Here is a 14,020-nt window from a genome sequence, read left to right as displayed (position 1 = left end):
GCTCATTTTTTTGCCATATTGCATCCACTTTTATAAACTAACCAGTAATTATGAACAAAAAACTTCTATCACTACTACTCTTAGTAGTGCCATTTATTACTAAAGCTCAAGAAAAAGGTATTGATGAAAAAATTAACGATTGGTTTGAACCAATAACTGCTAAATGGGAAGGAATAGTGTTTTGGGTAGTTCCTGGTACTGGAGTTCCTTTAGTTGTTATTTTACTTGTTGTAGGAGCTTTGTTTTTTACCATTTATTTTAGATTTATCAATCTTAGAAGATTTCCTTTAGCTATTAATGTAGTTAGGGGCAAATATGATGAAGTTGAGGGTCATGGTGTAGAAAAAGCTGAAATTAATATTGTAGATGGTGATATTCCAGATACAATAAGAGATGAAAGTAAGGAAGGTGAAGTGAGTCATTTTCAAGCTTTGGCTACAGCTGTTTCGGGTACAGTAGGGTTAGGTAATATTGCTGGGGTAGCTTTAGCAATTTCAATTGGAGGTCCTGGAGCTACATTCTGGATGATTGTTGCCGGCTTATTAAGTATGTCAACCAAATTTGTTGAATGTACTTTAGGTGTGAAATATAGAGATGTTGGTCCAGATGGAACAGTTTATGGTGGGCCAATGTACTATCTTTCAAAAGGAATGAGTGAGAGAGGGTTTAAAAATTTTGGAAAAGTATTGGCTGTTTTATTTGCTATATTATGTGTGGGAGCTTCGTTTGGTGGAGGAAATGCTGTACAAGCCAACCAAGCTGCAGAACAATTATCTGCAATGTTAGGAATGCAAGGTGGGTACACAGGAACTTTAATTGGTGTGTTGATTGCTATTGTTGTTGGATTTGTGATTATTGGAGGAATCAAAAGAATAGCTTCTGTTACAGAAAAAATTGTACCTTTTATGGCGGTAATTTATATTTTAGCTTGCTTAATAGTAATGTTTGCTCACGCAAGTTATATTGATGATGCCATAGCCCTAATTTTTAGAGAAGCTTTTAGTCCAAGTGCTGGTTTAGGTGGCTTTTTTGGAGTGTTAATCACAGGTTTTAGAAGAGCTGTATTTTCTAATGAAGCTGGTGCTGGATCTGCAGCAATTGCACATTCAGCTGTAAAAACTAAATATCCAGCATCTGAAGGGATTGTTTCCTTATTAGAACCATTTATTGATACAGTTGTAATTTGTACTATGACAGCCTTAGTTATTATTTTTTATAATAGTGATGGCTTATTTGTATATGGAGGTGATGGAACAGGGAATGTAATTATTGATGGAGTTTCTGTTGGAGGTGTTAATTTAACATCTATGGCATTTAAATCGGTAATCCCATGGTTTCCATATGTGTTAACTTTAGCAGTTGTTCTTTTCGCTATTTCAACAATGATTTCTTGGTCATATTACGGCTTGCAATCATGGAAATTTTTATTTGGAAAAAGTAAAACAGCAGATATGACCTATAAATTGTTATTTATTGCCTTTATTATTATAGGTGCTGCTGCATCTATGCAAGCGGTATTTGCTTTTTCCGATGCAATGATTTTAGCGTTGGTGTTTCCAAATATGATAGGATTACTATTCTTATTCCCAATAGTTAGAAAAGAATTAATCAAATATTTAAAGGCGCTTAAAATAAAATTAACCTTTATTAAATAAGCTTTATGAAAATATTTAAATCCCATTTCTGGTATAATAAACGCCAAAGAAATGGGGTTTTCTTTTTATTAACTATGATCGTTTTATTGCAACTCATTTATTTTTTTGTTGATTTTTCTTCAACAAATAAAATTGATTTTTCGGAACATAAAGTTCAAAATTTTCAAAGAGAATTGGATTCTTTAAAATTAATTCAAGTAAAAAAGAAAGAACCTAAAATATATCCATTCAATCCCAATTATATAACTGATTTTAAAGGCTATCAGTTAGGGATGAGTGTTGAAGAAATTGATAAGCTGCTCAAATTTAGGGCTGAAGGGAAGTTTGTAAATTCAGCTGGTGAGTTTCAAAAAGTAACAGGAGTTTCAGATAGTTTGCTTAAAAATATAAGTCCATTTTTTAAATTTCCAAGTTGGGTAACAACTAATCAACAAACAAATTCAACTAAAGTAACATCAAAGCCAATTCAAAAGCAAAATATCAATACAGCAAGTGTATCTGATTTTAAAATAATTTATGGAGTTGGCGATAAAATTGCAAATCGAATAGTTAGTTATAGGACTAAATTAAAAGGTTTTTCAATGAATGAACAAGTATATGAAGTGTGGAATTTAGATTCGTTATTGGTTGGTAAAATTTTTGATTATTTTGAAATTAGAGAAAAACCAATCATTCAAAAAATTAACATCAATCAAGCCACGTTTAAAGAAGTTTTAGCAATTGTATACTTAGATTATGAGCTTACTAAAAAGATTTTTAATTATAGAGATGAAGTTGCTGAAATACAGTCTATTGAAGAGTTGAAAAAAATAGATGGTTTTCCTTTAGAAAAATTTAGTAGAATAGCCTTATATTTGGACGCTAAATAAATTTTTATAATAATTCGGTAAGCCTGAAACTCAAAATATGTATTTTACAGAAGAACACGAAGTATTTCGACAAAGTTTTCGAGATTTTTTACAAAAAGAAGTAGTACCAAATGTTGATAGATGGGAAAAAGACGGTTTTATAGATAAAACGGTTTTTAAAAAATTTGGTGAAATGGGGTATTTTGGGTTGAGTTATCCTGAAGAATTTGGAGGACTAAATCTAGATCTATTTTATATGGTAGTTTTTTTAGAAGAATTACAAAAAGTAAATTCAGGAGGGGTTGCTGCTGCTATGTGGGCGCATGTTTATTTGGCAATGACGCATTTAAATGCTGAAGGAAGTCAAAAAATAAAAGAAAAATATTTAGCACCTAGTATACAAGGCGATAAAGTAGGTTGTTTGTGTATTTCTGAACCTTTTGGAGGTTCAGATGTAGCAGCTATGAGAACTACAGCGACTAAAAAAGGAGATACTTATATTTTAAATGGATCAAAAACATTTATTACCAATGGGGTTTATTCAGATTATTTAGTTGTTGCTGCAAAAACAAGTCCTAAACTAGGAAATAAAGGCATGAGTATTTTTGTAGTTGATCGCCAATCTATTGGTCTTTCGGCTACTCCGCTAGTCAAATTAGGGTGGAAAGCATCTGATACAGCAGAAATAGCTTTTGATAATGTAAAAGTCCCTAAAGAAAATATGTTGGGTGAAGAAGGGAAAGGGTTTGGATATATTATGCAGCACTTTGCTTCTGAAAGAGTTATTATGGGAGTAAATGCACATGCAAGAGCAGAATACGCATTAAATTATGCGCTAAATTATATGTCTGAAAGAATGGCGTTTGGAAAAACAATTGATAAATTTCAAGCGTTACGACATAAAGTGGCAGATATGGCTAGTGAAATTGAAATGTGTAAAGAGTTTAATTATTCTGTTGTTAGAAGGTTAAATAAGGGACAATATGTTGTCAAGGAGGCGAGTATGTCTAAACTAATATCTACAAAAATTGCTGATGAAGTAATTTATAACTGTTTGCAGCTACTTGGAGGTTACGGATATATGGAAGAGTATCCAATGGCAAGACTTTTAAGAGATAGTAGATTAGGACCAATTGGAGGAGGTACTTCTGAAATTTTACGCGAAATTATAGCTAAAATTATTATTGATAAAAAAGAATACAAACCATTAGCTTAAATAAAATAAATTTATTTATTGTAGGTATTTAAATTGTTTGTATCTTTGCAATCCAAAATTTAAAAAGAACAGTTTGAAAGGAGGTGCTAAAATATGTTAATCATACCAGTTAAAGACGGAGAAAATATTGATAGAGCGTTAAAACGTTATAAAAGAAAATTTGATCGTACTAAAACAATGAAAAATTTACGTAACCGTAAACAATTCAATAAGCCATCAGTTACAAAACGTGCGCAAAACATAAAAGCTCAATATATTCAAAGATTAAGAACAGCAGAAGAGCAAGGTTAATTTTTGATTAAAATACTAAACCGTTAGTAAATGCAAATAACAATTCGTAAATTTGTGTGCTAACGGTTTTTTTATGCCTATAACTTCCTTTTTAAAATACCTATCTTTAGAAAAAAAATACTCAGAACATACGGTTACAGCCTATAAAAATGACCTTTGTACTTTTCAACAGTTTTGCGAAAAAGAATTTCATTCTAGTAATATTACATCTGTAAATTACGCTCAAATTAGAAGTTGGATTGTAAGTTTAGTGGAATTGAACATTTCAAATAGAACTATAAATAGAAAAATTTCTTCCTTAAAATCATTTTATAAATTCCTTTTAAAAACAAGCCAAATAAAGGTAAATCCACTTCAAAAGCATCAGGCTTTAAAAGTTGCAAAGCAAGTTCAAGTTCCTTTTTCAAAAAAGGAAATTTCAGATGTTATAAATTTTGATGTTGGTGTGGTTGATTTTGAAACTGTTAGAAATAAAGTAATAGTCGAATTATTTTATTCAACAGGGATAAGAAGAAGCGAATTGACTAATATTAAAATAACAGATATTGACTTTGTTAATGATACTGTTAAAGTATTAGGAAAAAGAAATAAAGAACGTTATATTCCGTTGTTAAAATCAGTAAAAGAATCCTTAAAAAAATATATTATTTTTAGAGAAGAGCTAACTAAAAAAGAAGCTTATTTATTTCTTACAAAAAAAGGTAAAAAAATTTATGATACACTTGTGTATCGTATAATAAATAATTATTTTAGTTGTGTGTCGTCAAAAGTTAAAAAGAGCCCACATATTATTAGGCATTCTTTTGCAACACACCTATTAGATGAAGGCGCAGATTTAAACTCGGTTAAAGAATTACTTGGGCATTCTAGTTTAGCGTCAACACAAGTATATACCCACAGTAGTTTGGGTAAGTTAAAAGAAGTATATAACCAAGCTCACCCAAGGAGCAAAAAAAACTAATTTCTTATGAAAGTATATGTACAGTCGGTTAATTTTAATGCAGATAAGAAGCTTATCGAATTTATTGAGAAAAAAGTAAATAATTTAGAAAAATATTATGATAGAATAGTAGATTGTGAAGTGTTTTTAAAGGTGCAACAAACCAGCGAAAAAGAAAATAAAACAGTAGATATAAAATTGAATGTACCAGGGAATGATATGGTAGTAAAAAAACAATGTAAAACTTTTGAAGAAGGAACTTCATTAGCTGTTGATTCTTTAAAGCGAACTTTAATTAAAATGAAAGAGAAAGTAAGTGCTAAATAAATTATTAAAAAATAATTAGAAAAGTTTTGTTTAAAAATAAAACTTTAATACATTTGCAGTCCGTTAGAAATAGCGGACTTCTTTTGTGGAGTAAAATGCCGATGTAGCTCAGCTGGCTAGAGCAGCTGATTTGTAATCAGCAGGTCGTGGGTTCGAGTCCCTCCATCGGCTCAGGTCTTTGAAAAATTAAAATGGTGAGATACTCAAGTGGCCAACGAGGGCAGACTGTAAATCTGCTGCGCAAGCTTCGGAGGTTCGAATCCTCCTCTCACCACAAAAAAGTAATAAGAAATTATTACCAATGATGATTTGAAAAAATTATTGCGAGAGTAGCTCAGTTGGTAGAGCTTCAGCCTTCCAAGCTGACTGTCGCCGGTTCGAGCCCGGTCTCTCGCTCTTTTTTGGCCGGTGTAGCTCAGGGGTAGAGCGTTTCCTTGGTAAGGAAGAGGTCACGGGTTCAAATCCCGTCATTGGCTCAAGTAAAGAATTGAATTTAACACTATATATAACTAAGATTTAAAAATTAATAATTATGGCTAAAGAAACCTTCGATCGTTCGAAACCACATTTAAACATTGGTACTATTGGACACGTTGATCACGGTAAAACAACCTTAACAGCTGCTATTACTGTTGTATTAGCAGAGAAAGGACTTTCTGAAGTAAAAGATTTCGATCAAATCGATAATGCACCTGAGGAAAAAGAAAGAGGTATTACAATTAATACTGCTCACGTAGAATATCAAACAGCTAACCGTCACTATGCTCACGTTGACTGTCCAGGTCACGCGGATTACGTAAAGAACATGGTAACTGGTGCTGCTCAAATGGATGGTGCTATTATAGTAGTAGCTGCAACTGATGGTCCAATGCCTCAAACAAGAGAGCATATCTTATTAGGTCGTCAGGTAGGTATTCCAAGATTAGTTGTATTCATGAATAAAGTGGATATGGTTGATGATGAAGAGTTACTAGAATTAGTAGAGATGGAAATTAGAGATTTATTATCATTCTACGAATATGATGGTGATAATACTCCTGTAATTCAAGGATCTGCTTTAGGTGGTTTAAATTTAGAGCCTAAATGGGTTGAGAAAATTATGGAGTTAATGGATGCAGTTGATAACTGGATTGAATTACCAAAGCGTGATGTTGATAAAGATTTCTTAATGCCAATTGAAGATGTATTCTCAATTACTGGTCGTGGTACTGTAGCAACTGGTCGTATTGAAACTGGTGTGGCTAATACTGGAGATCCTGTTGATATTATTGGTATGGGTGCTGAAAAATTAACTTCTACTATTACTGGAGTTGAAATGTTCCGTAAAATATTAGATAGAGGTGAAGCTGGAGATAACGTAGGTATCTTATTAAGAGGTATTGCAAAAGAAGATATTCGTAGAGGTATGGTAATTTGTAAGCCAAAATCAGTTACTCCACATGCTAAATTTAAAGCTGAGGTTTATATCCTTAAAAAAGAAGAAGGTGGACGTCACACTCCATTCCACAACAACTATCGTCCACAGTTTTACGTACGTACAACTGACGTAACAGGTACTATTAACTTACCTGATGGAGTTGAAATGGTAATGCCAGGTGATAACTTAACTATTACTGTAGATTTACACCAACCAATTGCATTAAACGTAGGTTTACGTTTTGCAATCCGTGAAGGTGGTAGAACAGTAGGTGCAGGTCAGGTAACTGAATTATTAGATTAATCTGATACACCTTTGTTATAAAATAAAATCATAGGTGCTTCTTTTTAGAGGAGCACCTTATGTTTACGGGTGTAGCTCAGTTGGTAGAGCACTGGTCTCCAAAACCAGGTGTCGGGAGTTCGAGCCTCTCCACCCGTGCAAAATTTGAAAAAATGAATTTAGTTAAATATATTAAAGACTCATTTGAAGAGTTACGCAATAAAGTATCTTGGATTTCTTGGGAAGAAGCTCAAAAATCTACAGTAGTTGTTGCTATTTTTACAGTTTTATTTGCATTGGCAGTATTTCTTGTAGATAAAGTTTTTCAAACAGGTTTGACGGAGTATTTTAAACTATTTTAATTATAAAAAGTTATTATGACTGATTCTGTTAAAAAGTGGTACGTAGTTAGAGCTATTGGTGGGCAAGAAAATAAGGTAAAATCTTATATTGAAAATGAAATTGCTCGTTTGGGAATGACTGATTATGTTGATAGAGTTTTAGTGCCTACAGAAAAAGTAATTCAAGTACGTAATGGAAAGAAAATAAATAAAGAAAGAGTTTACTTTCCAGGTTATGTTATGATTGAAGCTAACTTGAGTGGAGAATTACCACATATAATTAAATCTATTCCTGGTGTTATTGGGTTTTTAGGAGAAGTTAAAGGAGGAGATCCTGTTCCAATGAGAAAATCTGAAATCAACCGTATGTTAGGTAAAGTTGATGAGTTATCAGTTCAAAATGATAATGTTGCAATACCATATGTAGTAGGAGAAACAGTTAAAGTAATTGATGGACCATTTAATGGTTTTGATGGTACTATAGAAAAAATAAATGAAGAAAAGCGTAAACTTGAAGTAATGGTTAAAATTTTCGGAAGAAAAACACCATTAGAACTAAGTTATATGCAAGTTGAAAAAATTTCATAATTGTTACATAATATAATTTGTGGTATTACATATCGCTTCCAAATAATGTGTAATATCTAATTTAAGATTAAAAAATGGCAAAAGAAGTTAGTAAAGTAGTAAAATTACAAGTTCGTGGAGGTGCTGCAAACCCATCACCACCAGTTGGACCTGCTTTAGGTGCTGCCGGAGTTAACATTATGGAGTTCTGTAAGCAATTTAATGCTAGAACTCAAGACAAACAAGGAAAAGTTTTACCAGTTGCAATTACTGTATACAAGGATAAATCTTTCGACTTTGTTGTTAAAACTCCACCAGCAGCTGTGCAAATTTTAGAAGCAGCTAAAGTAAAAAAAGGTTCTTCTGAGCCTAATCGTAATAAAGTAGCTACAGTTACTTGGGATCAATTGAAAGTGATTGCTGAAGATAAAATGGCAGATTTAAATGCTTTTACAGTAGAATCAGCTATGTTAATGATGGCGGGTACGGCACGATCAATGGGTATTAGAGTAAAAGGAGAAGCTCCAGTAAAACAATAAAACAGTTATTAAAAATGGCAAAATTAACTAAAAAGCAAAAGGAAGCACATGCTAAAGTTGATAAAACTCAAGCATATTCTTTAAAAGATGCTTCTGCTTTAGTAAAAGAAATTACTAGTGTAAATTTTGATGCATCTATTGATTTAGCTGTTAAGTTAGGAGTAGATCCTCGTAAAGCTAATCAAATGGTTAGAGGGGTAGTAACATTACCTCACGGAACAGGTAAAGATGTTAAAGTTTTAGCATTAGTAACTCCAGATAAAGAAGCAGATGCTACTGCAGCAGGTGCTGATTATGTTGGGTTAGATGAATACCTTCAAAAAATTAAAGAAGGATGGACTGATGTTGACGTAATAATTACAATGCCGAGTGTTATGGGTAAATTAGGACCGTTAGGACGTATATTAGGTCCTAGAGGGTTAATGCCTAACCCAAAAACAGGTACTGTAACTATGGATGTGGCAAAAGCAGTAACAGAAGTAAAAGCTGGTAAAATTGACTTTAAAGTTGATAAAACAGGTATTATACATGCTGCAATTGGTAAAGCATCATTTGACGTTAATAAAATTGCTGAAAATGCAAATGAATTAATTCAAACTTTAATAAAGTTAAAACCAACAGCTGCAAAAGGAACTTATATTAAAAGTATTTTTATGTCAAGTACTATGAGTCCTGGAGTAGGTATAGATCCAAAATCAGTTTAATTAAAGTTAAAACTTAGTAATTATGACGAGAGAAGAAAAATCACAAGTAATCGAAGCTTTAACAACACAGTTAACTGATGGAAACATTATCTACTTAGCAGATATTTCTGGTTTAAATGCTTTAGACACCTCTAATTTACGTAGAGCATGTTTTAAAGCAAATATAAAACTGGCAGTTGTTAAAAATACATTGCTTTCAAAAGCAATGGAAAAATCTGATAAAGATTTTGGTGACTTACCATCTACATTAAAAGGAAATACTTCTTTAATGTTTTCAGAAACAGGTAATGCGCCAGCAAAATTAATTAAAGAATTCCGTAAGAAATCAAACAAACCTTTATTAAAAGGAGCTTATGTTGAAGAGGCAATTTATATTGGTGATGACCAATTAGATTCACTAGTTAACATTAAATCTAAAGAAGAGGTTATTGGAGATATCATTACATTATTACAATCACCAGCTAAAAATGTTATTTCAGCATTACAGTCTGGAGGAAGTAAATTATCAGGTATTCTAAAAACTTTATCAGAAAAAGAATAAGCGCACTAATAAACTAATATAATAAAATTTAAACAAAGAGAAATGGCAGATTTAAAAGATTTCGCAGAACAACTTGTTAACTTAACAGTTAAAGAAGTAAACGAGTTAGCTGATATTTTAAAAAACGAATACGGTATTGAACCAGCAGCAGCAGCAGTAGCAGTTGCAGGTCCAGCAGCAGGTGGAGAAGCAGCAGCTGAAGAAAAATCAGAATTTGATGTAATTTTAAAAGCAGCAGGTAGTTCAAAATTAGCAGTTGTTAAATTAGTTAAAGAATTAACTGGTTTAGGATTAAAAGAAGCTAAAGGTATCGTTGATAGCGCGCCAGCACCAATCAAAGAAGGAATTTCTAAAGACGAAGCTGAAGGATTAAAAGCTTCATTAGAAGAAGCTGGAGCAGAGGTTGAGCTTAAATAAGCTTTCAACAGCTAAAACAATTTAAGGTTTAGGTCTGGGGATACCCTTAGACCTAAACCATTTTGCGTATATATTCGTTCTTATATTTTAATAGTTTTTTAACCTAAAGTTTTTGTCCATTGGCCACAAAAAAATTCACCGAAAGAATAAACTTTGCATCAGCTAAATTGGTAACTGAATATCCTGATTTTTTAGATATTCAGGTAAAATCGTTTCAAGATTTTTTCCAATTAAAAACTAAAGCTGACGAACGAAGTACCGAAGGATTATATAAAACCTTCCTTGACAACTTCCCAATTTCAGATACTCGTAACCAATTTGTGTTAGAGTTTATTGATTACTTTGTTGATCCACCAAGATATTCTATACAAGAATGTATTGAAAGAGGATTAACCTATAGTGTTCCTTTAAAGGCACGCTTAAAATTGTACTGTACTGATCCTGAGCACGAAGATTTTGAAACTATCGTACAAGATGTATATTTAGGTACAATTCCTTATATGACTAACAGTGGTACTTTCGTTATAAATGGTGCTGAAAGAGTTGTAGTATCTCAGCTACACCGTTCACCAGGAGTATTCTTTGGACAGTCGTTCCACGCAAACGGAACTAAATTATATTCAGCTAGAGTAATTCCTTTTAAAGGTTCTTGGATAGAGTTTGCAACAGATATCAATCAAGTAATGTATGCTTATATTGATAGAAAGAAAAAATTACCTGTAACCACATTATTTAGAGCTATTGGTTACGAAAGAGATAAAGATATTCTTGAAATATTTAACTTGGCTGAAGAAGTTAAAGTTTCAAAAAGTGGACTTAAAAAAGTATTAGGTAGAAAATTAGCAGCCCGTGTTTTAAAAACTTGGTTTGAAGATTTTGTGGATGAAGATACTGGTGAAGTAGTTTCTATTGAAAGAAATGAAATAGTATTAGATAGAGATACTATTTTAGAAAAAGAACAAATTGAGGAGATTATTGAATCTGGCTCAAAAACTATATTGCTTCATAAAGAAGACAATGAAATGGCCGATTATGCCATTATACACAATACCTTACAAAAAGATCCAACAAACTCTGAAAAAGAAGCTGTTGAGCATATTTACAGACAATTACGTAATGCTGAACCGCCAGATTTTGAAACAGCTAAAGGTATTATTGATAAATTGTTCTTTTCTGAACAACGTTACAATTTAGGTGAAGTTGGACGTTACAGAATGAATAAAAAACTTGGACTTAACGAAGATATCGATCAAAAAGTTTTAACTAAAGTTGATATTATTACAATTATCAAAAATTTAATTAAGTTAGTTAATTCTAAAGCTGAAGTAGATGATATTGACCACCTTTCTAATCGTCGTGTACGTACTGTTGGCGAACAATTAGCTAGTCAGTTTGGTGTAGGATTGTCTCGTATGGCTCGTACCATTCGTGAGCGTATGAATGTTCGTGATAATGAGGTGTTTACGCCCATTGATTTGATCAATGCTAAAACTTTATCATCGGTAATTAATTCGTTCTTTGGAACAAACCAGTTATCTCAATTTATGGATCAAACAAATCCATTAGCTGAAATAACTCACAAAAGAAGATTATCTGCATTAGGACCTGGAGGTTTATCCCGTGAAAGAGCTGGGTTTGAGGTACGAGATGTTCACTATACACATTACGGACGTTTATGTCCAATTGAAACTCCTGAAGGACCAAATATTGGTTTAATATCTTCATTGGCTGTTTTTGCAAAAGTGAATAATTTAGGATTTATAGAAACTCCTTATAGAGAAGTAAAAGAAGGAAATGTTAACATTACCGATGAGCCTAGATACTTAAGCGCAGAAGAAGAAGAAGGAATGAAGTTTGCGCAATCAAACCTTCCTTTAGATGAAAATGGTAAGTTTGTTAATGATAAAGTAATTGTTCGTGAAGAAGCAGATTATCCTGTAGTAGAACCTGAAAAGGTTAACTATATGGATGTTGCTCCAAACCAAATTGCATCAATTTCTGCGTCATTAATTCCATTCTTAGAACATGATGATGCCAACCGTGCATTAATGGGGTCGAATATGATGCGTCAAGCAGTTCCATTATTAAGACCAGAATCTCCAATTGTTGGTACTGGTTTAGAAAGAAGAGTTGCTAAAGATTCTAGAATTTTAATGAATGCTGAAGGAGATGGAGTTGTAGAATATGTTGATGCAAATACCATTAAAATTAAATACGATAAATCTGAAGAAGATCATATGGTAAGCTTTGATGGAGATAGTAAAACATATGATTTAATTAAGTTTAGAAAAACCAACCAAGGAACCTCAATTAACCTAAAACCAATTGTTAAAAAAGGAGATAGAGTTGAAGAAGGTCAAGTACTTTGTGAAGGTTATGCCACCCAAAAAGGTGAATTAGCTTTAGGTAGAAATATGAAAGTAGCCTTTATGCCTTGGAAAGGGTATAACTTTGAGGATGCAATTGTAATTTCTGAAAAAGTTGTAAAAGAAGATATTTTTACATCTATTCATATTGATGAGTATTCTTTAGAAGTAAGAGATACAAAATTAGGAGCAGAAGAATTAACAAACGATATTCCTAACGTTTCAGAAGAAGCTACAAAAGATTTAGATGAAAACGGAATGATTCGTATTGGTGCTGAGGTAAAACCTGGTGATATTTTAATAGGTAAAATTACACCAAAAGGAGAATCAGATCCAACACCAGAAGAAAAATTATTAAGAGCAATATTTGGTGATAAAGCTGGAGATGTAAAAGATGCATCATTAAAAGCTTCTCCATCTTTAAGAGGTGTTGTTATTGATAAAAAATTATTTGAACGCGCTGTAAAAGATAAATCTAAAAGAGCTAAAGATAAAGTTAGTATAGCCAACTTAGAAAGTAAATATACTGCTAAATTAGAAGAGTTACGATCAATATTAATTGAAAAGCTATTTACATTAATTAGTGGTAAAACGTCACAAGGTGTACAAAATGATTTAGGAGAAGAAATTCTTCAAAAAGGGAAGAAGTTTACATTAAAAATGTTAAACGCAGTACCTGATTTTATTTATTTAACAAAAGGAGTTTGGACTACAGATGATCACATAAACTCACTTGTAAATGAATTAATTCACAATTACAAGATAAAAGTAAATGATTTACAAGGGTCGTTACGTCGTGAGAAATTTACAGTTTCAGTTGGAGATGAATTACCAGCAGGAATTTTAAAATTAGCAAAAATTTATATTGCTAAAAAACGTAAATTAAAAGTAGGTGATAAAATGGCAGGACGTCACGGAAACAAAGGTATTGTTGCCCGTATTGTTCGTCAAGAAGATATGCCTTTCTTAGAAGATGGAACACCAGTAGATATTGTATTAAATCCATTAGGAGTACCTTCTCGTATGAATATTGGTCAAATTTATGAGACAGTTCTTGGATGGGCTGGTCAAAAATTAGATCAAAAATATGCCACTCCAATTTTTGATGGTGCAACTATTGATCAAATAACAAAGTTAACTGATGAAGCAGGAGTTCCTCAATACGGTCATACATATTTATATGATGGAGGAACAGGAGAACGTTTTGATCAACCAGCAACTGTAGGTGTAATTTATATGATTAAATTAGGTCATATGATTGATGATAAAATGCACGCACGTTCTATTGGACCATACTCTTTAATTACACAACAACCATTAGGAGGTAAAGCTCAATTTGGAGGTCAACGTTTTGGAGAGATGGAGGTATGGGCACTTGAAGCTTATGGAGCATCAAGTACATTACGTGAAATTTTAACAGTAAAATCTGACGATGTTCTAGGTAGAGCTAAAACATATGAAGCTATTGTTAAAGGTGATTCAATGCCTGAGCCAGGATTACCAGAATCATTTAACGTATTAATGCATGAGTTAAGAGGACTTGGCTTAGACGTTAGATTAGAGGAATAA

The 14,020-nt window shown here is 32.4% G+C and carries 14 protein-coding genes and 5 tRNA genes; all 19 read left to right on the top strand.

Annotated features, from left to right (window positions below; genetic code table 11):
* Nucleotides 1-50 precede the first annotated feature (50 nt).
* The 19 genes from ACFQZW_RS02690 (at nt 51) to rpoB (ending at nt 14,020) form a co-directional block, all read left to right on the top strand.
* Nucleotides 51-1,655: an alanine/glycine:cation symporter family protein gene (locus tag ACFQZW_RS02690; protein WP_298264534.1), complete on the top strand. Its 1,605-nt coding sequence runs from the start codon at nt 51-53 to the stop codon at nt 1,653-1,655.
* A gap of 5 nt (nt 1,656-1,660) precedes the next feature.
* Entirely contained in the window at nt 1,661-2,524 is an 864-nt protein-coding gene (locus ACFQZW_RS02685) for a ComEA family DNA-binding protein (RefSeq protein WP_386781430.1), read from the top strand.
* A gap of 37 nt (nt 2,525-2,561) precedes the next feature.
* Nucleotides 2,562-3,719 (top strand): acyl-CoA dehydrogenase family protein, encoded by a 1,158-nt coding sequence (locus ACFQZW_RS02680; protein WP_298264537.1) that lies wholly within the window; start codon nt 2,562-2,564, stop codon nt 3,717-3,719.
* 93 nt (nt 3,720-3,812) lie between these two features.
* Nucleotides 3,813-4,010, top strand: coding sequence for a 30S ribosomal protein S21 (rpsU, locus tag ACFQZW_RS02675; protein ID WP_298264538.1), 198 nt, complete (start codon nt 3,813-3,815; stop codon nt 4,008-4,010).
* A 73-nt stretch (nt 4,011-4,083) separates the two neighbouring features.
* The gene (locus ACFQZW_RS02670; RefSeq protein WP_386781429.1) at nt 4,084-4,971 is read left to right on the top strand and encodes a tyrosine-type recombinase/integrase; all 888 of its coding nucleotides are present in this window, start codon (nt 4,084-4,086) and stop codon (nt 4,969-4,971) included.
* Between the two features lie 6 nt (nt 4,972-4,977).
* On the top strand, nt 4,978-5,277 hold the full coding sequence (hpf, locus tag ACFQZW_RS02665) for a ribosome hibernation-promoting factor, HPF/YfiA family (protein WP_298264541.1): 300 nt from the start codon (nt 4,978-4,980) through the stop codon (nt 5,275-5,277).
* Nucleotides 5,278-5,374: 97 nt separating this feature from the next.
* Nucleotides 5,375-5,448 (top strand) — tRNA-Thr (locus ACFQZW_RS02660).
* Between the two features lie 22 nt (nt 5,449-5,470).
* Nucleotides 5,471-5,551 (top strand) — tRNA-Tyr (locus tag ACFQZW_RS02655).
* Nucleotides 5,552-5,600: 49 nt separating this feature from the next.
* Nucleotides 5,601-5,673: transfer RNA gene (locus ACFQZW_RS02650), tRNA-Gly, on the top strand.
* 8 nt (nt 5,674-5,681) lie between these two features.
* Nucleotides 5,682-5,753: transfer RNA gene (locus ACFQZW_RS02645), tRNA-Thr, on the top strand.
* A 56-nt stretch (nt 5,754-5,809) separates the two neighbouring features.
* Nucleotides 5,810-6,997, top strand: a complete 1,188-nt coding sequence (gene tuf / locus ACFQZW_RS02640; protein ID WP_298264543.1) for an elongation factor Tu — start codon at nt 5,810-5,812, stop codon at nt 6,995-6,997.
* Nucleotides 6,998-7,062: 65 nt separating this feature from the next.
* Nucleotides 7,063-7,135 (top strand) — tRNA-Trp (locus tag ACFQZW_RS02635).
* 14 nt (nt 7,136-7,149) lie between these two features.
* The gene (secE, locus tag ACFQZW_RS02630; RefSeq protein ID WP_298264545.1) at nt 7,150-7,338 is read left to right on the top strand and encodes a preprotein translocase subunit SecE; all 189 of its coding nucleotides are present in this window, start codon (nt 7,150-7,152) and stop codon (nt 7,336-7,338) included.
* Between the two features lie 15 nt (nt 7,339-7,353).
* Entirely contained in the window at nt 7,354-7,905 is a 552-nt protein-coding gene (gene nusG / locus ACFQZW_RS02625) for a transcription termination/antitermination protein NusG (protein WP_298264546.1), read from the top strand.
* A gap of 74 nt (nt 7,906-7,979) precedes the next feature.
* The gene (rplK, locus tag ACFQZW_RS02620; RefSeq protein WP_298264547.1) at nt 7,980-8,423 is read left to right on the top strand and encodes a 50S ribosomal protein L11; all 444 of its coding nucleotides are present in this window, start codon (nt 7,980-7,982) and stop codon (nt 8,421-8,423) included.
* A 14-nt stretch (nt 8,424-8,437) separates the two neighbouring features.
* Nucleotides 8,438-9,127, top strand: a complete 690-nt coding sequence (gene rplA, locus ACFQZW_RS02615; protein ID WP_298264549.1) for a 50S ribosomal protein L1 — start codon at nt 8,438-8,440, stop codon at nt 9,125-9,127.
* 22 nt (nt 9,128-9,149) lie between these two features.
* Entirely contained in the window at nt 9,150-9,668 is a 519-nt protein-coding gene (gene rplJ / locus ACFQZW_RS02610) for a 50S ribosomal protein L10 (RefSeq protein WP_298264551.1), read from the top strand.
* 42 nt (nt 9,669-9,710) lie between these two features.
* Nucleotides 9,711-10,085, top strand: a complete 375-nt coding sequence (gene rplL / locus ACFQZW_RS02605) for a 50S ribosomal protein L7/L12 (RefSeq protein ID WP_298264552.1) — start codon at nt 9,711-9,713, stop codon at nt 10,083-10,085.
* 119 nt (nt 10,086-10,204) lie between these two features.
* Entirely contained in the window at nt 10,205-14,020 is a 3,816-nt protein-coding gene (rpoB, locus tag ACFQZW_RS02600) for a DNA-directed RNA polymerase subunit beta (RefSeq protein ID WP_298264553.1), read from the top strand.

This window comes from Lutibacter aestuarii (assembly GCF_042676885.1).
In the GTDB taxonomy this organism is placed as follows: Bacteria; Bacteroidota; Bacteroidia; order Flavobacteriales; family Flavobacteriaceae; genus Lutibacter; species Lutibacter aestuarii.
The sequence above is the reverse complement of the archived record's forward strand: the minus strand, read 5'-3'. Positions and strand labels throughout refer to the sequence as shown.